A 24,306-nucleotide genomic window follows, 5' to 3' on the forward strand; every position below is an offset into this window, starting at 1 on the left:
TCCGCGTTCCTGTTCGCCTGGCCATCCGCGTTGCCGCCCGTGCTCGCGTCCACGTTCACCGTCTCGCTCACAGCCGCGGCCTGACGTCCTCGGTCCAGATCCGCTCGCGCTCCCCCGGATCGAGGTGACACGCGGTGCGGTGGCCCGGTCCGATCTCCAGCAGTTCCGGGACCTCGGTCTTCTCCCGGCCGTCGTTGCTGTCCGCGTAGGGGCAACGGGTGCGGAACGCGCAGCCGGACGGCAGCGAGATCAGGCTCGGCGGGCTGCCCTTGATCGGCATCAGCCGCTCCTGGCGCGCGCGGTCGAGCCGGGTCAGCGAGCTCAACAGGCCCCAGGTATAGGGGTGTCGGGGCTGCTCGAACAGGGTGCGCGAGGCGCCGTGCTCGACCGCCCGCCCGCCGTACATCACGAGTACGTCGTCGGCGAGTTCGGCGACCACGCCCAGGTCGTGCGTGATCATCACGACCGCGGAGTTGAACTCCCTTTGCAGTTCCCGGATCAGGTCCAGGATCTGGGCCTGCACGGTGACGTCGAGCGCGGTGGTCGGCTCGTCCGCGATCAGCAGTTCCGGGTCGCAGCTGAGCGCCATCGCGATCATCGCCCGCTGGCGCATGCCGCCGGAGAACTGGTGCGGGTAGTCGTCCACGCGGCGGTCGGGCCGCGGGATGCCGACCCGGCCGAGCAGGTCGATCGCGTGCGTGCGGGCCTGCTTGCCGGTGACCTCGTTGTGCACCTGGTATGCCTCGATGATCTGATGCCCGACCGTGTAGTACGGGTGCATCGAGGACATCGGGTCCTGGAAGATCATCGCCATCCGCCGGCCGCGCATCAGTCGGACCTGCTCGCGCGTGGAGCGCACCAGTTCCTGACCGTCGAGCCAGATCTCGCCGCCGATCCGGGCACTGGTGTTGCCGTGCAGGCCCATGATCGCGAGCGAGGTCACGCTCTTGCCCGAGCCGGACTCGCCGACGATGCCGAGCGTACGGCCGCGCTGTAGCGCGAAGTTCACCCCGTCGACGCTGCGCACCAGGCCGTCGTCGGTGGGGAAGTGCACGGTGAGGTCCCGCACTTCGAGGAAGTTCTCCGGATCCGGCGGCGGGCCGGCCGGGGCGAGCTGGGGCAGTTCGGCCGCGGAGTCCCGCTTGCGGCGCGGCAACAGACGGGGCATCAGTTCCTCACCCGGGGATCGACGACCGCGTAGAGCAGGTCCACGACGAGGTTGGCCAGGATCACGAAGACGGCGGCGACCATGGTCACGCCGAGCACTTCGGGCAGATCCTGCTGCGTGATCGCCTCGACGGCGAACTTGCCGATGCCGTCGAGTGAATAGACCTGTTCGGTCAGGATCGCGCCGCCGAGCAACAGTCCGACGTCCATGCCGAAGATAGTCAGGATCGGCGTGAGCGCCGCACGCAGGCCGTGTTTGACGATCACGTCCCGCTCGCGCAGGCCCTTGGCCCGGGCGGTGCGGATGTAGTCCTCGCTCATCGTCTCCAACATGCCGGCGCGCGTGAGTCTCGCGTACAACGCGGCGTACAGGAAGGCGAGCGTCAACCACGGCAGGATCAGGTTCCAGGCCCAACTGCCCGGATTATCCAGTAGTGGCACGTAATGGACGCCCTTGAAGATGGGCCATTGATAGCTGAACAGGGCCAGCGCCACCAGGCCCGTGAAGAAGGGTGGCAGCGACACACCCGCCAACGCGAAGCCCATCGACAGCCGGTCCCAGATGCTGCCGCGTTTGAGTGCCGAGATCACGCCGATCGACACACCCGCGGCCAGCCAGATCACCGCGGCGCCGGCGGCGAGGGAGAGCGTGACCGGGATCCGGTCGAGCAGCCGCGGCCACACTTCCAGGTTGTTGCGGAACGAGAAGCCCAGGCACGGCGGCGCACAGTGCACCTTGCGCACACCGGTGTCGTAGTCCTTGCCGCCGACCAGGCCCTTGACGAACTTTCCGTACTGTTCGGGCACCGACTTGTCGAGCCCGAGGCTGTGCTTGACCTGCGAAATGGCCGCGGGAGTAGGCGACTTGCCGACGTATCGCGCGGCGAGTTGGTCGCTTGTGGCGCCTCCCAGACGCGGGATCAGGAAGAAGATGGCGAAGACCGCCATGGTGACGATCAACAGGAGCACCACCGCTCCCGCCAGCCGCCTGAGCAGATAGAAAATCATGAGCCGGCGACCCGGTCCGGCACGGGGAGCGGGATCACCGCTCCCCGTGCCGGAACTGACGGGCCTTCACCTCTCCTTCGGGCTACTGACCTCGTCGCAGGCTTACTGGATACCGATGTTGAGGTAGTCGTACATACCCGAGTACGCGGGCGTGACGACCAGGTTGGTCACGTTCGGCGGACGGTAGAGCAGCGACTTGGTCCAGCCGAACGGCACGATCACCGCCGAGTCCATGACCTTCTGGTCCAGCTCCTGCCAGATGGCCGCGCTCTGGGCCGGGTCGATGGTGGTGGTGGCCTTGTCGATCAGACCGTTGACCACCGGGTCGTTCAGCTCCGACAGGTTCGTGCCGCCGGCCGGCTTGATCGCGCGACCGTCGACTATCTGCTGGAAGAAGCCGAACTGGGTCGGGAAGTCCGGACCCCACTGCATGAACATGATGCCGACCTTGTTGTCCGCCACCCACTTCGGGACACCGGCGAACTGGGTGAAGTAGTCACCCGAGGGGTACTGGCGGATCTCGATCTTGATGCCGACCTTGGCCAGTGCGTTCTGCACCGACGTCGCGCCCGCGACCTCCTTGGGGCGGTTGCTGCGGGCGGTCAGGACCGTGCTGAAGCCGTCCGCCTTCCCGCACTGCTTGAGCTCGTCCTTGGCCTTGGCGACGTCACCGGTCTGGTCCGAGCCGTTCGGGTACATGTCCGAGACCTTGGACCCGGCCAGCGTCGGCGGCATCAGGTTCGTGGCGATGTCGGAACCGACCTCACCACCGACCGCGCGCTGCATCTGCTTCTTGTTGACCGCGTACTGCACCGCGCGCCGGCAGTGCACGTTGTCGAACGGCGGCGTCTTGGAGCTGACCGCCAGGTATGCCAGCGCACCGGAGACCGCGTCGTCCGAGTTCGAGGCGAGCTTCTGGTCGGTCAGGATCTTGTTCTGGGCCGCGGCCTGAACACCCGTACCGACGACGTCGAGCTGCGCCGTGCCGGCGAAGAGCCGGTTGTCGACGTCGTTCGCGTCCTGCTTCTCGAGCAGCTCGATCCGGTCCGGCAGCGCCTTGCGCAGCGGGTCCGTCGCCGGGTCCCAGTGCGGGTTGCGGACCAGGTTGACCGCCTTGCCGGGCTCGTACTGGCCGTCGACCATGTACGCGCCGGAGGCGAGGGGGTGCTTGACGTATTCCTTGCCGGTGTCCTTGGCGGGCGGGACCGGCGCGGTCTGCGGCAGCGCGGCGAGGTAGTTGAAGTCCGCGAACGGCTGCTTCATCTTGAAGACGATGGTGTAGTCGTCCGGCGTCTCGATCGCCTTGAGGCCGAGCTTGTCGGGCGCGGAGTCCTTGTACGGGCCCTTGTACGTGCCGTCCGGGTCGAGGTACTGCGAGAAGTACGCCGGCCCGTTCGGCAGGATCTCCTTGTCGAAGGACCGCTCGACCGCGTACTTGACGTCCGAGGCCTTGACCTCGGTGCCGTCCTCGTACTTGACGCCCTTGCGCAGGTGGTACGTCCAGGTCTTGCCGCCGTCGTCGGTCTTGCCGACATCGGTGGCCAGGTCCGGCGCGAACTCGTAGCTCGCGTTGCCCGGGGCGGGCTTGAAGGTCAGCAGCGGGCGGGCCATCAGGCGGGAGAAGTTCCACGCCGAGGCGTAGTACATGTCGCCCGGGTCGAGCGAGTCGAACTTGTCCGCGCTGACGAGCTTGAGCGTGCCGCCCTTCTTGTCGGACTTGTTGACGACCTCGGTGATGGCCTTGTTGCTCGGCTGGTACTTCTTCGTGCCGCCGCCTCCGCCACCGCACGCGGTGGCGGCCAGCGCGGTCACGGCCACCATGCCGATCAGCGCTTGGGCCCTGCGCCTGCGAGTTACCGGGTGTTTCATCGCTGGTCGTGCCTCCTCGTGGGGACCTACGGAATATTCAGCGGCTGCGCGGATCGAGGGCGTCTCGAAGCCCGTCGCCGAGCAGGTTGAACGCGAGCACGGTGATGAAGATCGTGACTCCGGGGACGACCATGAACATCGGGGCGTCCTCATACCGCGGGACGGCACGCGCGAGCATGCCGCCCCACGAGGCGGTGGGTTCCTGGACGCCGACCCCGAGGAAGGACAGGGCGGCCTCGAACAGGATGTTCGTCGGGATGAGCAGCGTGGAGTACACGAGGATCGGACCGACCAGGTTCGGCATCAGCTCGCGGAAGATGATGTGCCGGTCGGTGGCACCGAGGCTGCGGGCCGCCTCGACGAACTCGCGTTCGCGCAGGGACAACGTCTGGCCGCGCACGATGCGGGCGATGTAGGGCCAGCTGAAGAAGCCGATCACGAAGATCAGGACGGTGACACGCAGCGTGTCGCCCTTGAGGCCGAAGGCCTCGCCCTGGAGGCTGCTGCCGATCGCGATCGCGAACAGGAGCAGCGGGAACGCGAGGAAGACGTCCATCGCGCGGCTGATCACGGCGTCGATCCAACCGCCGAAGTAGCCCGCCGCGGTGCCGAGGACGACACCGATCACCACGGACAGGAGCGTGGCCAGGAAGGCCACGAGCATCGATATCCGGGCGCCGTAGACGATGCGCGAGAAGATGTCGCGGCCGTTGACCGGTTCCAGCCCGAGCGGATGATCCAGGCTCGCGCCGCCGAAGCTGCCGGTGGGGATGTTCAACACCGGGTCGAGCAGATCGTCGTGGTACTCGGTGGGCCCGCCACCGACGACCGAGGTGATCAGCGGCGCGAAGAGCGCGACCAGCACCATGAAGACGATCACGACACCACCGGCCATCGCGACCTTGTCGCGGCGGAATCGGGCCCACGCGATCTGGCCGAGCGAGCGTCCCTCGATGCGTACGCCGGCGGATTCGGCGATCGCCTCGGGATGCGCCTCTCGGGCCACACCGGTGGTCTCGATCGGTGCCGTCATGGATCGACCCTCCCCGCTCACGGATGCGACGGCGGCTCGGGATCGCCGATCCTCGTCGCCGTACCCGGCCTTGAGATCCCGATGATCTTCGGGATCTGTCGTCCGGGTGAGACTCCTCCGTGACGCGGGTCACGAACAGGGGTGGAGGAATACCTTTACTGAACCGTGATTACGGCGACACGATTCACCTGTTGATCCGCGTAGATCGGTCACGAAATCACAACAAGGCAGCGGTTGATGACGTAACGTCAGTTTTTCGGGGGCATCAGTGCCTGTTGCCCCCGGACAGTCACGTCCGATTGCGCGCGGCCTCGTCGAGCATGTCGATCCCGATGAACGGCCGGGTGTTGTCCCGCATCCATGCCGCGACCGGGTCGAAGGGGTCGTCGAGCGCGACCGACGACAGCGTCAGGCCGGCGGGCGCGCCCTCCGAGGCGCGGGCCATCGCATCGCGCATCCTCTGCATCGTGGCGGGCTGATTGTCCGTCAGGCGCAAGCCGATCACGAGTCGTTCCGGTCCGATCGTGGGCCGCACCCAGGCCCGGTGCGCGGCTCGCACCACCTGGGTCTGGAACAGCAGGCCGCCGAGCACCGCGTAGAACGCCGGGTCCCACAGGGTCGGTTCGCCGACCTCCAGGGGGCCGGCCATCAGCCGGTCCAGGCCGCCGACGATCCGCCGCAGGTCGAGGTAGGGGACCCCGACGCCGCCGCCCTGAGCGTGCGGATTCAGCCACAGGCCCCAGTGGTCGGTGTACAGCGACGAGGCGATCTCGGTGACCGGGCAGACCTCGAACGAGCGGTCCCAACCACTCGCCCGCATCTGCTCCTCGGACGTGAACGCCGGGGCGTAGCGCCAGCCGGCCACGTCCATGTTCCCGTACTGCGCGTCCGGGCTGCCCGGCTGCCCCTGCCACAGCAGCATCCACACGTGGGCGCCGGTGAGCGCCTCCAGGAGCTGCTCGTACGTGTCGTAACGCCCGGGCGCCATCTGGCTCAATGCCTGCTCGACCTGGTTCACGACGTCCTCCCCGAACGGATGTACCGATGTTCCGATGCCGACGATTTGTCGGCGATCGTTCTCCCGACGCCGCGTGCCGCGCGAGCGCCGTGCCCCGCCGTGCGGCCCGCGGGCTAGCGCTGGTCGGCCCGCAGGTAGAACGGCTGGGTCTGCTCCAGCATCCAGTCCCCCACAGGATCCTGGGCCACGTCCAGCAGCACCACGTTGACCGGCCACGGGCACGCGGCGCGGCCGAGCGCGCGCTCCAGGGCGCCGACCGCGGCGAGCCGGTCCTCCTCCTGCCAGCGGTCCAGTTCGACGCCGACGAACAGGCACGGCGGCTCCGACTCGACGACCCCGAGGCCGCGGCGCGCGCTCAGCACGACCGGCACGTGGGTGAACTCGTCGGCGGCCGCGATCAGGAAGTCCATCGGCTCCTCGTCCGGCTCGTACAGCCGCACCCGAGCGCCGCGCCGGCCCGCGCCGGGCAGCCGGGCCAACTCCAGGACGCCCGGCGGCGGGATCGGGATGCCCACCTCGCCACCGGGGTTGACCGCGATGCCGACGTGCGGCGGCAGCCCGCGCGCGAACTCGCGCATCGGCGCGACGGTGAACGCCATCGGCCCGGCGACCCGGCGGAACTCCTCCTCCGACGAGAACACCGGCACATAGGGTCGGCCGTCGATCTCGGTGGTCGGCAGGGTCAGTTCGGTGTCCGCCCGCGAGCCGCCCTCGGGCAGCGGCACCCACACGTCCGCCTCGGCGAGGGCCTCGAACAGGGCCTCGGCCCGGGACGAGTCCCCCATCGCCGCGACGAGCGCGCTCTCCACGGGATTGGCCGGGAACGGCATGGTGGTGCTCCTCTGTGTCCGCCGCAGTTTACGACTCGACCGGCGGCTGCCGTCGGGCCTGTCGGAGGACCGGGTCGGTGAAGACGATCCGGTTGAGCCGGCGGGCGGCCGGTCGGTCGAGCAGTACACAGGACGCGAACCCGCCGGGTGCCGCCCCGAGCGTGGGGCCGGCCTCCAGCCACGGCGAGAGCCGCGCGAGCAGGTCGCGCCACTGGCGATGGTGCCGGGCGAACACCGACGTGGACACCCCGCGCCCGCGTTCGCGTTGGCCGGAAAGCGCCTGATGGGCCGTCACGTCCAGGAGCAGCGCGTGCGCCGGGATCCCGCGTCGGCGGGCGGCGAGCACCAGGATGCGGCGCAGGATCGGATTGCGCCCGCTGTCGTGCACGACGACCACGCCCGCCGCGCGCAGCGCCCTGGCCACCTCGCCGTAGTGGGACAGCCGCACCAGCGGCCGATAGGCCCGGTAGGGGATCCGGCCCGCCCGGACCGCCCAGCGCGCCCGGACCCGGTCCGCGTCGAGCACCGCGACCTCGCGGCCCGGGGCCACCACGCGGGTGAGCAGCGTGCTCTTGCCCGCGCCGGGCAGTCCGGTCACCAGGAGCACGCAGGACGAGGGGTAGGCGAGCACGTCGACCACGTGCTCTCCTCGATGGTCCGCCGATCGGTGGTCCGCGGATCGGTGGTCCGCCGACCGGCTCCCGACCCGGTTCCGCTCGTCCCGGAGGTCGTGCACGGACCGGGGCACCAGCACGCCGCCCGTCGCGGCGCCGGTATGCGCCCCCGCCGAGTCCGTCTCCACGAGCCCTCCCCTTTTGTGTCACAAACCGTCGTGCCCCCGCGCATGCTGCCGTAAAGGACCGCTAGCATGCCCGGCACAACCGAATACCGGCCGTCGACCCCACGCGGAAGAGTCCTCGCCATCGAGCGGGGCGCCGAAGGAGCAACTCCTCCCCGGAATCTCTCAGGCACAGATACCGCATGGGTCAGGCACTTCTGGAAAGCAGTCGCTCCCTCGGTGCGACTCACCCACGGTGCAAATCGCCGGGCGCGCGTCGTTCGCGCGTCCGCGGTGAAGCTCTCAGGTTCCGATGACAGAAGGGGAGGGCACCCCACTTTTCGACCGATTCCGGTCGAAAAGGGCTGAAAGCCATGGCAGGGAGCCCCCTTTTGTCCTCGTACTCGCCGCAGTATTCGTCGCAGGATCCATCCCCACCCCTCGCACACCGCGCCGCGCACGCGTCCGCACACGCGCGCGCCACGACCGCGCCCGTGAACCGCGCGGCGGCTGGGCCCGCACCGGGCCGGTGTCGCCCCCGGTGTCCCTCCGAAGGAGTCTTCGCATGACCACCGACCGCCGGACCCCGCTCGACGCCGTGCACGACGCGCTCGGGGCCACGATGACCGACTTCGCCGGCTGGCGGATGCCGCTCCGGTACAAGAGCGAGCGCGACGAGCACACCGCGGTGCGGACCACCGCCGGCCTGTTCGACCTCACCCACATGGGCGAGATCGAGGTCACCGGCCCCGACGCGGCCCGTGCGCTCGACCACGCCCTGGTCGGATTCGTCTCGAAGATCGGGATCGACCGCGCCCGGTACACGATGATCTGCACCGAAGAGGGCGGCATCGTCGACGACCTGATCGTCTACCGCCTGGGCGAAGAGCACTTCGTGGTGGTGGCCAACGCCTCCAACGCCGACGTCGTCGCCGGCAGCCTGAAGCACCGCTCGGCGGGCTTCGACGCGAACGTGCGCGACGCCTCCGAGGAGTACACGCTGCTCGCGGTACAGGGGCCCGCGTCGACCGCGATCGTGGGCTCGCTCACCGACGCGGACCTGCCCGCGCTCAAGTACTACGCGATCCTGCACGCCGAGGTGGCGGGCATTCCCGTACTGCTCGCGCGCACCGGCTACACCGGCGAGGACGGCTTCGAGCTGTTCGCCGCGCCCGGCGACTCGGTCGCGCTGTGGGACGCGCTGACGGCGGCCGGCGAGCCGCACGGGCTGGTGCCGGCCGGGCTGTCCTGCCGGGACACGCTGCGCCTGGAGGCGGGCATGCCGCTGTACGGACACGAGCTGACCCGCGACACCACCCCGTACGAGGCGAACCTGGGCCGGGTCGTGCGCCTGGACAAGCCGGAGGACTTCGTCGGGCGCGAGGCGCTGGCCGCCGCGCAGAACGACGTGCGTCGCACGCTGGTCGGCCTGACCTCGCCCGGCAAGCGGGTCCCGCGCGCGGGCTACCCGGTCGTGGACGCCGAGACCGGCGAGCGGGTCGGCGAGGTCACCTCCGGCGCGCCGTCGCCCACGCTCGGGGTCCCGATCGCGATGGCCTACGTGGCGTCGGATCGGGCCGAACCGGGCACTCGCCTGGCCGTGGACATTCGGGGCAAGGCCGAGCCGGTCGACGTGGTCGCACTGCCGTTCTACAAGCGCGGCTGACCCGATACTTCCGCAAACAGCCACAAACCCACCTGCGGAACAGACACACCTCATTCGAATGGAGAATGGACCCGTGCACGCACCCCAGCACCTGCGCTACAGCAAGGAACACGAGTGGATCGACGAGGCGGCCTCCCCCGCCCCCGTCGGCATCACGCAGCACGCGGCCGACGCGCTCGGCGACGTGGTGTTCGTCCAGCTCCCCGAGGTCGGCCAAGCGGTCGTCGCCGGCGAGCCGTGCGGCGAATTGGAGTCCACGAAGTCGGTCAGCGACATGTACGCGCCGGTTTCCGGCGAGGTGGTCGAGATCAACGACGCCGTCGCCGAGGACCCCTCGCTCGTGAACTCCGACCCCTTCGGTACGGGCTGGCTGTTCAAGGTGCGCATCGACGGCAAGGCCGAGGGCCTGCTGTCCGCCGACGAATACGCCGCGTTCTGCGGCGAATGATCGAGATCGACCCGATCGAGGAGCTGACAACCGTGACGATCCTGGACCGTCCGCTGGGCGAGGTGGACCCGCAGGTCGCCGCCGCCGTCACCGACGAGCTGCACCGCCAGCAGAACACCCTGGAGATGATCGCCTCCGAGAACTTCGCCCCCGTGGCGGTGTTGGAGGCGCAGGGTTCCGTCCTGACCAACAAGTACGCCGAGGGCTACCCCGGCCGGCGCTACTACGGCGGCTGCGAGCACGTCGACGTCGTCGAGCAGCTCGCGATCGACCGGGTCAAGGCGCTCTTCGGCGCCGAGGCGGCCAACGTGCAGCCGCACTCGGGCGCCTCGGCGAACGCGGCCGCGATGTTCGCGCTGCTCACGCCCGGCGACACGATCCTCGGCCTGGACCTGGCCCATGGTGGCCACCTCACCCACGGCATGCGGATCAACTTCTCCGGCAAGCTCTACAACGTGGTCGCCTACCACGTCGACGAGAAGACCCACCGGGTCGACATGGAGGAGGTCGAGCGCCTCGCCAAGGAGCACCGGCCGAAGATGATCATCGCGGGCTGGTCGGCCTACCCGCGGCAGCTCGACTTCGCCGAGTTCCGCCGGATCGCCGACGAGGTCGGTGCCTACCTCATGGTGGACATGGCGCACTTCGCGGGCCTGGTGGCCGCGGGCCTGCACCCGAGCCCGGTGCCGTACGCGGACGTGGTCACCACCACGACGCACAAGACCCTGGGCGGCCCGCGCGGCGGCGTCATCCTGTCGAAGGCGGAGTACGCCAAGAAGATCAACTCGGCGGTCTTCCCGGGCCAGCAGGGTGGTCCCCTGGAGCACGTCATCGCGGGCAAGGCGGTGGCCTTCAAGATCGCCGCGTCCGACGACTTCAAGGACCGCCAGCAGCGGACCCTGGAGGGCTCGGCCATCCTCGCCGAGCGGCTCACCCGCAAGGACGTCACCGACGCGGGCATCACCGTGCTCACCGGCGGCACCGACGTGCACCTGGTCCTGGTGGACATGCGCGACTCGGAGCTCAACGGCCAGCAGGGCGAGGACCGCCTGCACGAGATCGGCATCACGGTCAACCGCAACGCGGTCCCGTTCGACCCGCGTCCGGCGATGGTCACGTCGGGCCTGCGGATCGGCACCCCGGCGCTGGCCACCCGCGGCTTCGACAAGGCCGACTTCGAGGAGGTCGCGGACATCATCGCCGAGGCCCTCCTCCCCGGCTACGACGACACCCGCAAGGCCGCCCTCACCACCCGCGTGTCCGCCCTGGCGGCCAAGCACCCGCTGTACCCGAACCTCTGATCCACCCGATCGGGTTCACCACGACGACCGCGAAGCCGGTGGGGCAATCCCCCACCGGCTCCGCGGTCGTTTTTGCGTCCGACGCGGCTCACCCCTCCGGGTCGAACTCCCCACCGCGGACGCCGGACATGAAGGCTCGCCACTCGCGTTTGTCGTACCGCTGGATCGCCCCGGCCGGATCCGCAGGATTGCGAAGCGCCATGCCCCCGCCCGGAATCTCGGCGACCTCGATCCGATCGCCCGGATCGGAGCCGGGGGCACATCGCCACACCACGCCGGAGAGATCGCGCGCATAGAGGTCGGCTTTACGTTCCCGGGTCATGCCTCAGTAAGCGTTCCGGCCTTGGCCGCCGTCACGAACGCGGCCCACGCGGCTCGGGAGACCCGGGTGGCGGGCAGTTGCGTGTTCTTGCTGTCTCGGACGGCCGTGGCCGCGATACCGGGAACGGGCGCGGTCTCCACGCAGTCGTTGTTGTTCGCCGTGTAACTGCTCTTGGTCCAGGCGACACCGGCCAGTTCGACCGCATACATCTCACGCAGATCCATGTCAGGGTCCGATTTCTTCTCGATGGCCGCGTTGATCAGATCGCGGATGTCGCCGAGACTCCGAACCGCGTTGGGAGAGTCCCCAAACAGGGGTCAGATGTCTATCGCACCAAGAAGGGCAACCCAGGCTCTCGGCGCGACCTCCAAGTGCCCTCGACTGCGATCCTTACTGTCGCGTACACCCACGGCTACAGGAAGGGGGGCGACCTCAACACAGGAACCCTGTTGGCCGGAGTGCGTAGCGGTCCGCCAGGGGCCGGTCGGCGTGGCGGTCCGTGCCTCGTGGTCCCGAGTCATGCCATCTCCTTCATTGCTCGTTCAATCAGGGCGATCGAGTCCGCCGGTGAAGCCGCCTCGGTCTCCAGATGCCGGAACAGCCTGGTGAATTGGGAAATCTCCAGCTGCGCCTCCTCGACCACGGTGTTGCCGATGACTTCGAGGAACGCGATCTCAGGTTCATCCTTGTCAGGGAACCGAAACATCGTCACGCCGGAGTTCTGCGCGACGGCCGCCCCGGCGGTGAAGGGGATCACAAGGATCCTGACGTTGTCCTTGCCGGCAAGTGCCAAGAGGTGCGCCAGCTGACGACGCATCACATCCGTTCCGCCGACCTGGGCGCGGAGCGCGCCTTCGGTGACGATGCCAGTGAAGACAAGCGGGTCGCTCTTCAGACTCAGAAGCTTCTGCCGAGTGGTTCGGACGGTGGCGAGAGTGGCGATCTGGTCCGGGCCGTAGGCATTGAGCCCGACGGAGATGATGGCTCGCGCGTACTCGTCGGTCTGGCATAGCCCCGGAATGGTGTTGAGCTGGAACTCCCAAGCGTGACTTGCATCGTGCTCGTTGAGGATCAGCTCCAGATACGCCGCCGACAGCACCTTGGTGTAGGGCTTCCACCAGGGCGCCTTGCGTCCGATCAGGCGATCTTCCTCGCGCCAGGCGTTGAGTTGTTTCTGCATCGCCTCGGGCTGGCCGTAGAACTCGACCAGTTGTCGGATGTCCGTCTCGGACGGCGCTCGTCGACCGAGGCTGATGCGATTGACCTTGGAGATGTGCCAACCGAGTTCGGCGGCAGCCTCCTCCAGAGTGAGCCCGGATTGCTCACGCAGGTCCGTGAGCAGGGCCGCGATCCTGCGGCGCGGGCGTGACACGGGCGACTTGTTGGGCATCGAGCCTCCTTCGGAGCCAGTCTCCACTGCGCGTTGCGCGTCGGGCCACCACATCGAGGATCGGCAAAAAATCTGGCTATTTGCCAGATTTCTTGCCGCCTGATTGCTTGACTGTGCAGAACCCGAAGCTCCCCGGAATACGGCGGACGCGTCCGGGTGACCTGCATATACGCTTTTCCGCCAAGGGAGAGGGCGGGGGCCACAGTGACGCCGGAAGAGTTGGATCGCACCATAAACCCGTGGTTATACACGGGGAAGACCGACTCACCGATCGCACCACAGCCCCGTGTCGTGGACGCTCGACCGGGCCTGATTCCGCGGCAGACCAGCGGTCCCCTCGACAAGGTCGAGGTCAAGACCGCGGACCTGCACTCGATGGCCGCGTCCGCCGCCGGCATCCCACGTTTCGAAGGCTGCGCGACGCCAACTTCACCACTCTCGGCCCGGCCGCCGACGCCTGGCACAAACTCGCCTCACAGGTCGACCCGTTGGGCGAGAAGGCCCGTGACCAGATCATCAATCCCATCCGTGACGGCGCGTGGACGGTGCCTTCGACGTGGCTTTGAATGAACTCGAACGGTTCATGGACGAATTCGAAGCGGGCGCGATCGAGGCGATCGCGATCGCGTCGGCGATCCGCCGTGCCGCCGCGGAACTCACCGCGGCCCAGAACAAGGCGCGCGACGCCCATCAGCGGGCCCAGCGTCGATTCCTCGTCTCGCCGGCAATCGAAAGGCCCCGCGACACGTCGTGTCGCGGGGCCCATCTGGTGCCCCTGAGCCGCCCGATATCGGGCGACTCAGGCCCGGCTATCCGGAACCGGCCAGGTTCGACCGGTGGCGGCGATCAGGTAATGAGCGGGCTTCCGTAGAGATCCCACTTCTTCCCGCCGCGCCCGTCGTTGTTGATGTCGTAGTCGACGACGCCGTCGGCGCTCCAGCCCCCTCGCGCGCTGCTCGTGACCCAGGCCGTCGGCCATGAGACGTTGTGGTTGTAGTCACTCGGGTGGTTGATCATGGAGGTAAGGTTCACGCCTTGGCTCTTCTGGGTGGCGTCATTGCGTTCGAGGCGCAGCGTGACGTTGAAGTTGTCGAACGCGTTGCTGGGCATGCCCGCCCAGGATCCCCAGCTCACGTATGCCTTGGCACGGTACCGGCTGCCGTCCCTTTGGACGCACAGGTCCACCGTGACGCTGACATCCCGGCTGCCGGGGATCGAGAAGCTCTTTTCGTTGGAACGGCAATTCTGGGTGATCGCAGCCTGCGCGGGCGTACCGAGCCCCACGACCAACGCGGCCGTGCTGAGCACCAAGGCGCCCAGTGCCGTTTTCGTCCTAATCAATTTGCACTCCTGGAGCGTCGACCAATTTCAGTCGCATCCGCCGGGAAATGCGGATGCTCGACGAGCTTCGCACTCATTTTCGAGGTTTCGCAAGAGGCATGAGAGAGTGAATTCGGCGCTGCTTGTGAGGCAGATTTGGAATCGGTGTACTCCGAATTTCCCGTACTGTGCCACCGGACTTTGATCGCGAAATGCACGGCCGAACTGCGCCGCTAATATCCGCATCGCGAATTGCCGCAGCTCGTTTTTCGTACAGCCTATATCCCTTTTGTCCACCGGGCCGCCCTCGCGTCGCACGGCAGCACCAGGGGGCGGACCCCAGCCGCGATCCGAGGACGCGGCGCAGCCCGGCGACTGTTAACACAACGGCGTGCATTGCAATGATTTGACGGTGAATGCATATCGGCTCCCGTTCGATCCACCTCGCCATTCGGGGTGACAGCACAGGAAGCGAGCATTGATGCTGGGAGCCAGGCTGACGGGCGAGGAACGCGCATCGCCGACGGATTGGCCAGAGGACTCAGCTACGGCCGCATCGCGGCGGAACTGGGTCGCCTGGCCTCCAAGATCACCCGCGAGGTCGCCCGCAACGGCGGGCCCAACAGGTACGCGGCCGACGGTGGTCACGGGGACTCCTTCACTGGGGGCCGGGTCTCGGTGTCCGCTCCTCGTCGATCCTCCGCTGTGACAGGGAACGCTCGTCACATGACCCGGGACGACACGTAAGTGCACCCCTGGTGGCAGACCGGGCGGACGAGTACGGGTGATCCGCATGCGCTACCCGAAGATGTTCAAGGCCTCCGCCACCGCCATTGGCGGCCACAGGCGCGGAGCGGCCGCTGTGTCCGTGACGGACGTCCACCGCGCGGTCGACGCGAGATTCGGCCGGGGCTGACTGAACGCGTGCCGCCCGCCCGCCCGGCCGCTCGTGGCGGGGGCTCCGCCCATCCGGGGCTCTGTCCGGGCGCGGAGTGGTCAAAAGGCCTCGTCAGGTCGTCGGGTGGGCCCATACGATGCGGGCTCCGGCATGGAGAGGAGGGTGGCGGATGGTTCCGGCGGGCAGGAGGATCGAGGAGTTACGGGCCGAGGTGGTCGAAGTCCTCTGGATGCGGCGACGGATTCGGCAGTGGATCGCGATCGGGTTCGTGCTCGGGCTGGCCATCGGTGCGGCGACGGCCGCGGGCGCGGCGGCGTTGTACTGGCCGGAGAAGGACAAGCCGCTCAGGATGACCATGCGCGAATGGGAGATACCGATCAAGGCCCCGCCCGTGCTCAGTGACCGGACCACGTTCACCGCGCAGGGCCTCACCTGCGGCCTCGAGTGGATCACCGGTACGCACGCCGAGCACTTCGCCAAGGGGCGGCTGTGTCGGGTCAAGGTGTCGATCGCCAACAACGCGCTGACCACCGTGCAGATCGCCAACCTGGAACAGCGCATCGTGCTGCCGGACGGCACGCAACTCGGGATGGACCTCGAATCGATGGAGATCAAGCGCCAGTTGCGCGACTTCACCCTGGGCGCCTCCGACACCCTCGTCGAGGACCTGTGGTTCGACCTCCCGACCGGCGTCTCGCCCACCGCGATCCTCTTCCGCGCCAACGCCGAAGCCCCCCAGGGCCGCGCCGAGCTCCCGCAGAAGGACTGGTCGAACAGGTAGGCCCGAAGGGACGACCGGAAGCCCACGCGGCCCACAAAGCACTGGGCGCAGCGACCGCACGGATCGTAGGGTGCGCCCATGTCCGATGAGCCCCGCCAAGACGCCGACGCCCGGATCCGCGAACTCGCCCGCCGGTTCGCCGAGCGGCACCCCGACCTGCTCCGCCGGCTCAAGGAGGCATGAGGTGTACCTGCTCACCACCGCCGACGCGATCGCCGTCGCCGAGGAGACCACGGGCAACCCGGGGATCCGCGACATCGCCCTGATCGAATCCGGCGTGGCCCGCCCCGGCACGTCCGTCTTCGGCGCGGACGCCTACCCGGATCAGTGGACCAAGGCCGCCGCGCTGTTGCACTCGATCGTGGCCAACCACCCGTTCCTGGACGGCAACAAGCGCACCGGTCTGGTCGCGGCGGTGGTCTTCCTCGAGTACAACGGCGTCGACGTCGAACTCCTCGACGAGGACGCGGCGTTCGACCTGATCATGGCGGTGGCCGACGGCACCCTGTCCGACGTCGCGGCGATCGCCGACGCGTTGCGTGCCGCGCTGAGGGTCTGACTTCGCACCGACAACCCCTACCATCGGGGCAAGTCGGCGCCTGTACGGGGGCGCGTCGTCTCGGAAAGGCGTAGTTGTGACGCAATCGCCCTACCCGCCCGGATCGCTCGCGGAAGAGCGCAAGCCCATGTTCGCGTTCGGGTGGATCCCGCTGCCCAAGCGCGTCGCCGAGCGGTACTTCGTGCCGGACTATCGACTCATCGGGCGGGACGTGCCGCTGGAGCGTGTGCGCGCGATCCGGTCCTGGCTCGGGCTCGCGGTGCTCGTGTGGATCGCCGTCACCTACGGCCGCACCGACGACGCGGCCGAGGGCTGGATGGTGAGCTTCACCGTGTCGGTCTTCGTCGCGATCATCGCGGTGCCGATCGCGGTCGGCATCATGATCGCGCTGACCCGGGACGATCTGCGCGCCGAGACGCGACGCAGCCTGATGGTGCCACTGCGCTCGCTCGGGCTCTTCGTGCTCGTCTCGACCGCCACGCTCGGCGGCCTGAGCGCGATGGCCTACGGCTCCAAGGGCATGGGCGACACGATGACTCCGGTCTCGTTCATCGTCACGCTCCTGGGCGTGGTCGTCTCGCTTTGGGTGCTGCGGTTCTGGTTCCTCGCGGTCCGCGCCATCCCACAGCACCTGTTCCGCGCGGTGGACGGGCACCCGCTGCTGCCGGCGGTGATCGCGCCGTGGCTGTCGTGGTGTGGCGCGCTGATCGACCTCGGCGACGACGGGAAGGCCGCGCTGCCGACGAGCGTGCGGCTGATCGGGACGCTGGGCGGGCCGATCACGATCACCGTGATGTCGCTGTGGGAGATCCGCCGGGTCCGCAGCCGCCACGGCGTGACGTTCCGCGGCGGGCCGCACCCGACCCGCACGCCCGACCCGGTACCGGCGCCGACGCCGACGCCGTTCCCGAACCAGGCCCCCAACCCCTGGCAGCAGGCCCCCTACCAGCCGGGCCCGTACCAGCAGGGTCCCTACCAACAGGGCCCCTACCCGCCCAACCCCCAGGCCCCGCCCAACCAGCACCCCGCCTGGCAGAACCAGCCCCCGCCCCCGCCGTGGGGGCCGCCGCGCCGCTGAGTCAGGCCGTCAGCAGCCGCGACCGCAGCCGCTCGACCTCGGCGTCCGTCAGCCCGAGGCCCTCCCGGACGTAGCCCTCGACCGAGCCGTACATCTCCTCGGCCGTCGAGAACGCCGTGTTCAGGTAGTCCTCGTGCACGTCGAACACCGGCTTGAGGTGCGCCGGGTCGAAGCCGCGCTCGGCGATGTGCCGCAGGATCTCGGCGTTCTTGTCCGCCAGGTGCACGGTGCTCGCGAGGTAGTCCTCGAGGATCGCCGTGCGCGGCACGCCGAGCAGCGTCAGCAGCACGGCCGAGGTCCAGCCCGTGCGGTCCTTGCCCTGCGAGCAGTGGAACACCGCCGGCGCGTCGACGGCGGCCAACCGCGCGAACACGTCGCGGTACGCCGTCCGCGCGCCCTCGGTGGCCACGAAGCGCCGGTACACCTCGCACATCAGGTCGCGCCCGGCGGTGCCGCCGAGCAGCTCGCCGGCACGGTCGGGGTCGGCGAACACCTCGCCGAACAGCTCGTCGTTCTGTCGCCCCATGACGTCCGCGATCAACAGCTCGGCGCCGACCGGCACCCGGTCCGGCTCGCGGTCGCGCTCGGTGTCCGAGCGCAGGTCGATCACCAGGCCGATACCGAGGCGGACCAGCGTCTCGGCGTCCGCGGCGTCCACCTCGCCGAGGCCGTCGGAGCGGAACACGAGGCCCGTGCGTACCTTGCGACCGGCCGCGGTGGCGTGCCCGCCCGCGTCACGGAAATTCGGGGCGGTGACCAGGATCGGCGTCGGGGACGTCATGGTGCGCGGTCCTTCGCTACGAGGTGACGGCGGGCGAGTACAACCACCCTACGTGAGCGTACGGCGGGTCATGTGGGGGCCCACACCGCGTGCTCGACCCGCAGCAGCATGGCCGATCGCCCCGCGAGCCGCAGCCCGCTCCCGCCCGCGACCGGCTCGCTGTAGCGCGCCATCGGATCACCCTCCAGGGCGGTGTCGAGCACGACCTCGTACGAGTGTGCCCACGGCTCGTCCGGCAGCGTGAACCGCATCGGCTGCGAGGACGCGTGCAGGATGAACAGGAAGCTGTCGTCCACGATCCGCTCGCCGCGCGGGCCGCGGCGGTCGATGTCCAGGCCGGACAGGTACATCCCCAGCGTCGCGGTCGGCGCGAACCAGTCCTTGCGGGTCATCTCGCGCCCGGCGGGGGTGAACCACGCGAGATCGCGCACCCCGTCCGGCCCGACCGGCCGGCCCGAGTAGAACGCTCGTCGGCACAGCACCGGATGCGCTCGGCGCAGCCGGATCAGCCGCGCGGTCAGATCCAGCAGCGGACGCCACTCGGGCGACTCCAGCGCCGACCAGTCCACCCACGACAGCTCGTTGTCCTGACAGTAGGCGTTGTTGTTGCCGAGCTGGGTGCGGCCCATCTCGTCGCCGGAGGTGATCATCGGGACGCCGGTCGACAGCAGCAGCGTGGTGATCAGGTTGCGGATCTGCCGCTTGCGCAGCGACACCACGTTCACATCCGCCGTCTCGCCCTCGTAGCCGTGGTTCCACGAGCGGTTGTTGTCGGTCCCGTCCCGGTTGTCCTCGCCGTTGGCCTCGTTGCGCTTGCGTTCGTAGGTGACCAGGTCGCGCATCGTGAAGCCGTCGTGCGCGGTGACGAAGTTGATCGAGGCGTACGGGTTGCGGCCGTCGCGCTGGTACAGGTCCGACGAGCCGGAGAGCCGGTACGCGAGATCGCGCACGTCCGGCCGGGCCCCGCGCCAGAAGTCCCGGACCGCGTCCCGGTACTGGTCGTTCCACTCGGTCCACAGCGGCGGGAACGCGCCGACCTGATAGCCGCCGGCGCCCAGGTCCCACGGCTCGGCGATCAGCTTGACCCGGGAGAGCACGGGGTCCTGGGCGATGACGGTCAGGAACGAGGACAGCCGGTCCACGTCGTGCCGCGACCGCGCGAGGGCCGCGGCCAGGTCGAACCGGAACCCGTCCACGCCCATCTCGGTCACCCAGTAGCGCAGCGAGTCGGTGATCAGCTGGAGCACGTGCGGCTGGACCACGTTGAGCGTGTTCCCGCAGCCGGTGAAGTCGGTGTAGTGCCGGCCGCCGCCGGCCAGGCGGTAGTAGCCCCCGTTGTCGATGCCCCGGAAACACAGCGTCGGGCCGCCCGGGCCGCCCTCGCCGGTGTGGTTGTAGACGACGTCCAGGATCACCTCGACGCCGGCCTCGTGCAGCGCGTGCACCATGTTCCGGAACTCGTACACCTGGCCGCCGCGCCCGCCCGCCGAGCTGTACCCCGCGTGCGGCGCGAAGAAGCCGACCGTGTTGTAGCCCCAGTGGTTGGTCCGCCGGCCGCGCAACAGGTGCTCCTCGGACACGAACTGATGCACCGGCAGCAGTTCGACCGCGGTCACTCCGAGCCGGACCAGGTGGTCGATCGCCGCCGGGTGCGCCAGGCCGGCGTAGGTGCCGCGAAGCTGCTCGGGCACCCGCGGGTGGCGCGCGGTGAAACCCTTGACGTGCAGCTCGTAGATGACGCTCTCGGCCCACGGGATCTTCGGCCGCCGGTCGTGCGACCAGTCGGCGTCGTCGGCCACCACGACCGACTTGGGGACGAACGCGGCCGAGTCGCGGTCGTCCCGGACGGTGTCCTCGCGCCCGCGCTCGTGTCCGAAGACCGCGTCGTCCAGGACGAACCCGCCGTCCACGGCCCGCGCGTACGGGTCGAGCAGCAGCTTGGCCGGATTCCATCGGGCGCCGCGCGCGGGCTCCCAGCGCCCGTGCACGCGGTAGCCGTACCGCTGTCCCGGGCCCACGCCCGGCACGTAGCCGTGCCACACCCGGAAGGTCTGCTCGCGCAGCGGCAGCCGGGTCTCGCGCAGCGTGCCGTCGGGCGCCTCCTCGAACAGGCACAGGTCCACCGACTCCGCCTCGCCCGCCCACAGCGCGAAGTTGGTGCCCGTGCCGTCGAAGCGCGCGCCGAGCGGCAGTCTGCGGCCGGGCCACGGCGGCGCCACGTGACCGTTGCCGGTGCCGTACGCGCCGAGCGCGCCACGCGCGTCGACCGCGGTGTTCGTCGGTTCCCACTCGAGCTGCACGGCCCGCCTCCCCGTCCCGGTCCCCAGGATGTTCCCGCCCGGGGCCCGCGCCTACACGTGAACGCCGCTGCGGCGGCATCCCCCGAGGGATGCCGCCGCAGCGGAAGGGCGATCGGCCGGGTCGGTGCGGCCGATCGCGTCAGCTCAGAACCAGGGGTGCCACCCGTGCAGCGCGGTGTTGCCGTTGCCCTGGTCGACCACGACAACGCCCGAGTTGCCGTTGACGCCCGCGGTGTTGTTCTGGTTCGAGGCACCCGAGCCCGTCGCGCTCTGCTGCGTGGCGTTGTAGTTGCCGTCCACGCCACCGAGCACGTTGCCACTGCCACTGTTGGTGGTGGAGGAGGTCGTGGTGGACGCGGTCGAGCCGTTGTCGCCGACAGTGCCGTTGCCGCCGTCGGCGAACGCTGCGCCCGCGCCGAGGAAGAGCAGACCGGCGGCGATGGGGGCCACGGCGAGGGTGCCGAGCTTGCGCTTCATGTGGATCCTCCGTGTGTGTCGCGAATCCCGGGCAGGCCCGGGGCGTCATCAGGTACGGCGCGTCATCAGGTACGCCACTGCCGCTGCGCGGGCCGAACGATCCGGCCTGGTCGGCGACTTCGTGTGACCAAGTTGTCGCAAATGGTGACCACAATCCAGCCGATCGGCCCGGCTTCGCTCGGGAGAGTGACATGGAAGCCCCCGCTCTCAACGAGTGTCGCCACACACGGTTGCGGCCGAGGCGAACATTCCGCCGATTCGGCCTATGATTTAACCCGTTCTGCCGGGTTTCGTGACTTTGTCGACTAACCGAGAGTTACTTCCCTACTGGCCGAGCGCGGAACGGCGCCTCAAGTCGTTCCGCGGGCCCCGTGCGGGGGCGCGTGCTTCCGTCTTCACCCGAGCTTCACCAAAGCCGGGTTTAAGTTAGGTTGCCGGCATGCCCGTTGTCGTCACGGGGGCCGATCAGCCCCTCGGTCGTGCCGTCGCGCTCGAACTCGCCGCCATGGGCGGGGAGGTACGGGCCACCGTCCGCACCCGCGCCGCCGTCGGGGCGTTGCGCGCCGCCGGCATCCGGGTCGCGGTGAGCGACCTGTCCGATCCGCAGCGCCTGGGCGCCGTCCTCGAAGGCGCGCACACGGTGCTCCATCTCGACCGGGGCCCCGAGGGACTCGATTCGCCCGGTGATACCTGGGAGTGGTTGCTGGAGGCCGCGGAGGGTACGGATGTGCACCGGATCGTCACGGTCTTGCCACAGGCTCCGAGTCGCATACTCGTACAGGGGTACGAATTGATCGTCCGTCAGCTCCCGGTGGAGGCCGCGGATCAGCCCGGATACCCGGATCGGGCCCTGGTTCGCGAACTCGTCGAGGCCGATCGTCGGGCCGAATGAGCGCCTTCGGGTCGGCGCCGGCGATTCGAGGTCGCCGCCGGTTGTCCGGAAAGATGGTCCTCATCACCGCATTTGCCCATGCGTGACCCGCCGAGCGGAACCGCGGCGCATGGTCGGCTCGTCGAATGGGATGTGGCCCGTGGCCTTCGCTCGGCCATGGTTCGGCTCTGCATGAAGGGACTGCCTGAACATGTCAGGAGGATCGAAGCCGCTCTCGGGGCGGTCACGGGCACGGTGGCGCGTCGTGCCCGCACTGATGCTCGGCGCCCTCCTGCTCGTGTCGGGCTGTAGCTCGGACGACGGCGGCGACAAGAAGCCGAAGGACGGCACCACCTCGACCGCCAAGGGCGGTCAGAAGAAGGGCGCCGACCCGGCCGCCATCACGCTGACCCCCGCCGACGGCGCGAACGCGATCGACCCGCAGGCCCCCGTCACGGTCGCGGTGGTCGGCGGCAAGCTCGGCGAGGTCAAGGTCGTCAACGCGCAGAACGAGCCGGTCGACGGCGCGCTCGACGCGGACGGCAAGACCTGGAAGCCCAAGGTCGCGTTCACCCTCGGCGGCAAGTACACGATCACCGCGACCGCGACGAACGCCGACAACGCGCCGACCACCGCGCGTGCGACGTTCAGCACGCTGTCCGCCGACAAGAAGGTCACCGCGCGGTTCAGCCCCGAGGACGGCTCGACCGTCGGCGTGGGCTTCCCGGTGTCGCTGACCTTCGATTACCCCGTCACGAACAAGGCCGCCGTCGAGAAGGCCCTCTCGGTCGACGTCGAGCCCAAGGTCGAGGGCGCGTGGCACTGGTTCGACAACACACGGGTGGACTTCCGGCCCAAGGACTACTGGGCGCCGGGCACGAACGTGAAGGTCAACCTGAACCTGCGCGGCGTCGACGTCGGCAACGGCGCGATCGCCAACCAGTTCAAGAGCTACAGCTTCAAGATCGCGCCCACCAAGCGGATCGCCGTGGTGGACGCCAAGGCGCACACGATGAAGGTCTACGAGAACGACCAGTTGGTGAAGACCATCCCGATCACGGCCGGCGAATCGCCGAAGTACAGCACGTGGAACGGCAAGATGGTGGTCACCGAGAAGTTCGAGAAGACCCGGATGAACTCGCAGACGGTCGGCCTCGGCAGCGAGTACGACATCGACGACGTGCCGTTCGCGATCCGGATCACCACGTCGGGCACGTTCGTGCACGGCAACTACTGGGCCGACCCGAGCGTGTTCGGCTCCCGCAACACCAGCCACGGCTGCGTCTCGATGACCCGGGAGAACGCCAAGTGGTTCTACGACCGGGTGATCGCGGGTGACGTCGTCGAGGTGACCGGTTCGGACGAGGACGTGGTGGCCGCCGACAACGGCTTCGGCGACTGGAACCTGGCCTGGGACAAGTGGACCGCGGGCAGCGCCTCGGCGGGCGGCACGCCCACGCGGTAGCGGCGCCGGGGGTTGGAGCGGGGCCGCGACCGATCCGGTCGCGGCCCCGCTCGCATGGTGACACGGTGCGGGCGCCTAGGGTCTGCTGAAGGACCATCAGGGCAGACCAGAGGAGACCGTCATGGGCGAATTCGTGAACCTGGAAGTGGCCGACGGCATCGGCACCATCCGACTGAACCGGCCGCCGATGAACGCGCTGAACCTGCAACTCCAGGAGGAGCTGCGCGCGGCCGCGCACGAGGCGGGCGAGCGCGCCGACGTGCGCGCGGTCGTGCTGTACGGCGGCGAGAAGGTGTTCGCGGCCGGCGCGGACATCAAGGAGATGGCGAACATGTCGTACACCGACATGGTCGACCGCGGCGCCGCGCTCCAGTCCGCGTTCACCGCCGTCGCCGAGATCCCCAAGCCGGTCGTCGCGGCGGTCACCGGCTTCGCGCTCGGCGGCGGCTGCGAGCTCGCGCTGTGCGCGGACGTCCGGGTGTGCGCCGACAACGCCAGGCTCGGCCAGCCGGAGATCACCCTGGGCGTCATCCCCGGCGCGGGCGGCACCCAGCGGCTCCCGCGGCTGATCGGCCCCGCCAAGGCCAAGGACCTGATCTTCACGGGCCGCTTCGTGGCCGCCGACGAGGCACTCGCGATCGGCCTGGTGGACCGCGTGGTCCCGGCCGCGGACGTGTACACCGAGGCGGTGAAGTGGGCCGCGCAGTTCGCGAACGGCCCGGCGTACGCGCTGCGCGCCGCGAAGGAGGCGATCGACCGCGGTCTGGAGGTCGACCTCGCCACCGGCCTGGAGCTGGAACGCCTCCAGTTCACCGGCCTGTTCGCCACCGAGGACCGGGACACCGGTATGACGGCCTTCGTCGCCAAGGAGAAGCCCAAGTTCTCCGGACGCTGACCGAACGCGGCCGCCCCTCGGGAATCGACACCGTCCCGGGGGCCGGCCGGC

The 24,306-nt window shown here is 69.1% G+C and carries 26 protein-coding genes and 1 riboswitch; of the genes, 11 read left to right on the forward strand and 15 right to left on the reverse strand.

The genetic code is table 11. The annotated features are described in order from the left end of the window. Positions 1-67 precede the first annotated feature (67 nt). The 7 genes from OG928_RS11215 to OG928_RS11245 all read right to left on the reverse strand — a co-directional run bounded on the left by OG928_RS11215 (position 68) and on the right by OG928_RS11245 (position 7,565). Positions 68-1,168: an ABC transporter ATP-binding protein gene (locus OG928_RS11215; protein WP_406282452.1), complete on the reverse strand. Its 1,101-nt coding sequence runs from the start codon at positions 1,166-1,168 to the stop codon at positions 68-70. Continuing rightward, positions 1,168-2,175, reverse strand: coding sequence for an ABC transporter permease (locus OG928_RS11220; protein ID WP_406282455.1), 1,008 nt, complete (start codon positions 2,173-2,175; stop codon positions 1,168-1,170). Before OG928_RS11220 ends, OG928_RS11215 begins: the two co-directional genes overlap by 1 nt. 102 nt (positions 2,176-2,277) lie before the next feature. After that, positions 2,278-4,044 carry an ABC transporter substrate-binding protein gene (locus OG928_RS11225; RefSeq protein ID WP_406282458.1) on the reverse strand — a complete coding sequence of 589 codons (1,767 nt, stop codon included), beginning with the start codon at positions 4,042-4,044 and terminating at the stop codon, positions 2,278-2,280. A gap of 37 nt (positions 4,045-4,081) precedes the next feature. After that, positions 4,082-5,077 carry an ABC transporter permease gene (locus OG928_RS11230; RefSeq protein ID WP_406282461.1) on the reverse strand — a complete coding sequence of 332 codons (996 nt, stop codon included), beginning with the start codon at positions 5,075-5,077 and terminating at the stop codon, positions 4,082-4,084. 289 nt (positions 5,078-5,366) lie between these two features. Then, positions 5,367-6,095, reverse strand: coding sequence for an enhanced serine sensitivity protein SseB C-terminal domain-containing protein (locus OG928_RS11235; RefSeq protein ID WP_406282464.1), 729 nt, complete (start codon positions 6,093-6,095; stop codon positions 5,367-5,369). Between the two features lie 113 nt (positions 6,096-6,208). Next, positions 6,209-6,925, reverse strand: coding sequence for an enhanced serine sensitivity protein SseB (locus OG928_RS11240; RefSeq protein WP_406282467.1), 717 nt, complete (start codon positions 6,923-6,925; stop codon positions 6,209-6,211). A gap of 28 nt (positions 6,926-6,953) precedes the next feature. Further along, positions 6,954-7,565 carry an AAA family ATPase gene (locus OG928_RS11245; protein WP_406282470.1) on the reverse strand — a complete coding sequence of 204 codons (612 nt, stop codon included), beginning with the start codon at positions 7,563-7,565 and terminating at the stop codon, positions 6,954-6,956. A 256-nt stretch (positions 7,566-7,821) separates the two neighbouring features. Next, positions 7,822-7,915, forward strand: a riboswitch (glycine riboswitch). Between the two features lie 353 nt (positions 7,916-8,268). Between OG928_RS11245 and gcvT the strand changes: the two genes are divergently transcribed. The 3 genes from gcvT to glyA all read left to right on the forward strand — a co-directional run bounded on the left by gcvT (position 8,269) and on the right by glyA (position 11,118). Continuing rightward, the gene (gene gcvT / locus OG928_RS11250) at positions 8,269-9,369 is read left to right on the forward strand and encodes a glycine cleavage system aminomethyltransferase GcvT (protein WP_406282473.1); all 1,101 of its coding nucleotides are present in this window, start codon (positions 8,269-8,271) and stop codon (positions 9,367-9,369) included. Positions 9,370-9,442: 73 nt separating this feature from the next. After that, positions 9,443-9,817: a glycine cleavage system protein GcvH gene (gene gcvH / locus OG928_RS11255; protein WP_406282476.1), complete on the forward strand. Its 375-nt coding sequence runs from the start codon at positions 9,443-9,445 to the stop codon at positions 9,815-9,817. Continuing rightward, positions 9,814-11,118, forward strand: coding sequence for a serine hydroxymethyltransferase (gene glyA / locus OG928_RS11260; protein ID WP_406282479.1), 1,305 nt, complete (start codon positions 9,814-9,816; stop codon positions 11,116-11,118). Before gcvH ends, glyA begins: the two co-directional genes overlap by 4 nt. 88 nt (positions 11,119-11,206) lie before the next feature. Here glyA and OG928_RS11265 read toward each other — a convergent pair whose 3' ends face one another. The 4 genes from OG928_RS11265 to OG928_RS11280 all read right to left on the reverse strand — a co-directional run bounded on the left by OG928_RS11265 (position 11,207) and on the right by OG928_RS11280 (position 12,830). After that, positions 11,207-11,440: a DUF397 domain-containing protein gene (locus OG928_RS11265; RefSeq protein WP_406282482.1), complete on the reverse strand. Its 234-nt coding sequence runs from the start codon at positions 11,438-11,440 to the stop codon at positions 11,207-11,209. Beyond that, positions 11,437-11,664, reverse strand: a complete 228-nt coding sequence (locus OG928_RS11270; RefSeq protein ID WP_406282485.1) for a DUF397 domain-containing protein — start codon at positions 11,662-11,664, stop codon at positions 11,437-11,439. Before OG928_RS11270 ends, OG928_RS11265 begins: the two co-directional genes overlap by 4 nt. A gap of 93 nt (positions 11,665-11,757) precedes the next feature. Continuing rightward, entirely contained in the window at positions 11,758-11,961 is a 204-nt protein-coding gene (locus OG928_RS11275) for a DUF397 domain-containing protein (RefSeq protein WP_406282487.1), read from the reverse strand. Then, positions 11,958-12,830: a helix-turn-helix domain-containing protein gene (locus tag OG928_RS11280; RefSeq protein WP_406282490.1), complete on the reverse strand. Its 873-nt coding sequence runs from the start codon at positions 12,828-12,830 to the stop codon at positions 11,958-11,960. Before OG928_RS11280 ends, OG928_RS11275 begins: the two co-directional genes overlap by 4 nt. Positions 12,831-13,368: 538 nt before the next feature. Between OG928_RS11280 and OG928_RS11285 the strand changes: the two genes are divergently transcribed. Then, entirely contained in the window at positions 13,369-13,701 is a 333-nt protein-coding gene (locus tag OG928_RS11285; protein WP_406282493.1) for a hypothetical protein, read from the forward strand. Here OG928_RS11285 and OG928_RS11290 read toward each other — a convergent pair. Beyond that, positions 13,677-14,141, reverse strand: a complete 465-nt coding sequence (locus OG928_RS11290; RefSeq protein ID WP_406282496.1) for a hypothetical protein — start codon at positions 14,139-14,141, stop codon at positions 13,677-13,679. The two genes, OG928_RS11285 and OG928_RS11290, sit on opposite strands and share 25 nt — an antisense overlap. Before the next feature lie 465 nt (positions 14,142-14,606). Between OG928_RS11290 and OG928_RS11295 the strand changes: the two genes are divergently transcribed. From OG928_RS11295 to OG928_RS11310, 4 genes are all read left to right on the forward strand, one after another. Beyond that, positions 14,607-14,897 carry a helix-turn-helix domain-containing protein gene (locus OG928_RS11295; protein ID WP_406282499.1) on the forward strand — a complete coding sequence of 97 codons (291 nt, stop codon included), beginning with the start codon at positions 14,607-14,609 and terminating at the stop codon, positions 14,895-14,897. A gap of 320 nt (positions 14,898-15,217) precedes the next feature. Next, a complete protein-coding gene (locus OG928_RS11300) occupies positions 15,218-15,829 on the forward strand; it encodes a hypothetical protein (protein WP_406282502.1) in 612 nt (203 codons plus the stop codon). 184 nt (positions 15,830-16,013) lie between these two features. Further along, on the forward strand, positions 16,014-16,388 hold the full coding sequence (locus OG928_RS11305) for a type II toxin-antitoxin system death-on-curing family toxin (RefSeq protein ID WP_406282504.1): 375 nt from the start codon (positions 16,014-16,016) through the stop codon (positions 16,386-16,388). 76 nt (positions 16,389-16,464) lie between these two features. After that, positions 16,465-17,466 (forward strand): hypothetical protein, encoded by a 1,002-nt coding sequence (locus OG928_RS11310; protein ID WP_406282507.1) that lies wholly within the window; start codon positions 16,465-16,467, stop codon positions 17,464-17,466. A 1-nt stretch (position 17,467) separates the two neighbouring features. On the opposite strand, the gene OG928_RS11315 is transcribed toward OG928_RS11310, so the two are convergent. The 3 genes from OG928_RS11315 to OG928_RS11325 all read right to left on the reverse strand — a co-directional run bounded on the left by OG928_RS11315 (position 17,468) and on the right by OG928_RS11325 (position 21,024). After that, positions 17,468-18,247: a tyrosine-protein phosphatase gene (locus OG928_RS11315; RefSeq protein ID WP_406282510.1), complete on the reverse strand. Its 780-nt coding sequence runs from the start codon at positions 18,245-18,247 to the stop codon at positions 17,468-17,470. 68 nt (positions 18,248-18,315) lie between these two features. Next, positions 18,316-20,547: a glycogen debranching protein GlgX gene (glgX, locus tag OG928_RS11320; protein ID WP_406282513.1), complete on the reverse strand. Its 2,232-nt coding sequence runs from the start codon at positions 20,545-20,547 to the stop codon at positions 18,316-18,318. 144 nt (positions 20,548-20,691) lie between these two features. After that, positions 20,692-21,024: a hypothetical protein gene (locus OG928_RS11325; RefSeq protein ID WP_406282516.1), complete on the reverse strand. Its 333-nt coding sequence runs from the start codon at positions 21,022-21,024 to the stop codon at positions 20,692-20,694. Positions 21,025-21,463: 439 nt separating this feature from the next. On the opposite strand from OG928_RS11325, the gene OG928_RS11330 reads away from it, so the two are divergent. From OG928_RS11330 to OG928_RS11340, 3 genes are all read left to right on the forward strand, one after another. Beyond that, on the forward strand, positions 21,464-21,916 hold the full coding sequence (locus tag OG928_RS11330; RefSeq protein ID WP_406282519.1) for an NAD(P)H-binding protein: 453 nt from the start codon (positions 21,464-21,466) through the stop codon (positions 21,914-21,916). Positions 21,917-22,160: 244 nt separating this feature from the next. Further along, a complete protein-coding gene (locus OG928_RS11335; RefSeq protein WP_406282522.1) occupies positions 22,161-23,360 on the forward strand; it encodes an Ig-like domain-containing protein in 1,200 nt (399 codons plus the stop codon). Positions 23,361-23,481: 121 nt separating this feature from the next. After that, positions 23,482-24,255, forward strand: coding sequence for an enoyl-CoA hydratase/isomerase family protein (locus OG928_RS11340; protein ID WP_406282525.1), 774 nt, complete (start codon positions 23,482-23,484; stop codon positions 24,253-24,255). Positions 24,256-24,306: the final 51 nt, after the last annotated feature.

The organism is Embleya sp. NBC_00896, assembly GCF_045207785.1.
Lineage (GTDB): Bacteria > Actinomycetota > Actinomycetes > Streptomycetales > Streptomycetaceae > Embleya.

Excerpts from the sequence above, each read along its gene's own strand:
- OG928_RS11215 (WP_406282452.1), bottom strand. The coding sequence starts at position 1,168 with ATGCCCCGTCTGTTGCCGCGCCGCAAGCGGGACTCCGCGGCCGAACTG.
- OG928_RS11220 (WP_406282455.1), bottom strand. The coding sequence starts at position 2,175 with ATGATTTTCTATCTGCTCAGGCGGCTGGCGGGAGCGGTGGTGCTCCTG.
- OG928_RS11225 (WP_406282458.1), bottom strand. The coding sequence starts at position 4,044 with ATGAAACACCCGGTAACTCGCAGGCGCAGGGCCCAAGCGCTGATCGGC.
- OG928_RS11230 (WP_406282461.1), bottom strand. The coding sequence starts at position 5,077 with ATGACGGCACCGATCGAGACCACCGGTGTGGCCCGAGAGGCGCATCCC.
- OG928_RS11240 (WP_406282467.1), bottom strand. The coding sequence starts at position 6,925 with ATGCCGTTCCCGGCCAATCCCGTGGAGAGCGCGCTCGTCGCGGCGATG.
- gcvT (WP_406282473.1), top strand. The coding sequence starts at position 8,269 with ATGACCACCGACCGCCGGACCCCGCTCGACGCCGTGCACGACGCGCTC.
- glyA (WP_406282479.1), top strand. The coding sequence starts at position 9,814 with ATGATCGAGATCGACCCGATCGAGGAGCTGACAACCGTGACGATCCTG.
- OG928_RS11265 (WP_406282482.1), bottom strand. The coding sequence starts at position 11,440 with ATGACCCGGGAACGTAAAGCCGACCTCTATGCGCGCGATCTCTCCGGC.
- OG928_RS11270 (WP_406282485.1), bottom strand. The coding sequence starts at position 11,664 with ATGGATCTGCGTGAGATGTATGCGGTCGAACTGGCCGGTGTCGCCTGG.
- OG928_RS11275 (WP_406282487.1), bottom strand. The coding sequence starts at position 11,961 with ATGACTCGGGACCACGAGGCACGGACCGCCACGCCGACCGGCCCCTGG.
- OG928_RS11280 (WP_406282490.1), bottom strand. The coding sequence starts at position 12,830 with ATGCCCAACAAGTCGCCCGTGTCACGCCCGCGCCGCAGGATCGCGGCC.
- OG928_RS11300 (WP_406282502.1), top strand. The coding sequence starts at position 15,218 with ATGGTTCCGGCGGGCAGGAGGATCGAGGAGTTACGGGCCGAGGTGGTC.
- OG928_RS11315 (WP_406282510.1), bottom strand. The coding sequence starts at position 18,247 with ATGACGTCCCCGACGCCGATCCTGGTCACCGCCCCGAATTTCCGTGAC.
- OG928_RS11325 (WP_406282516.1), bottom strand. The coding sequence starts at position 21,024 with ATGAAGCGCAAGCTCGGCACCCTCGCCGTGGCCCCCATCGCCGCCGGT.
- OG928_RS11330 (WP_406282519.1), top strand. The coding sequence starts at position 21,464 with ATGCCCGTTGTCGTCACGGGGGCCGATCAGCCCCTCGGTCGTGCCGTC.
- OG928_RS11340 (WP_406282525.1), top strand. The coding sequence starts at position 23,482 with ATGGGCGAATTCGTGAACCTGGAAGTGGCCGACGGCATCGGCACCATC.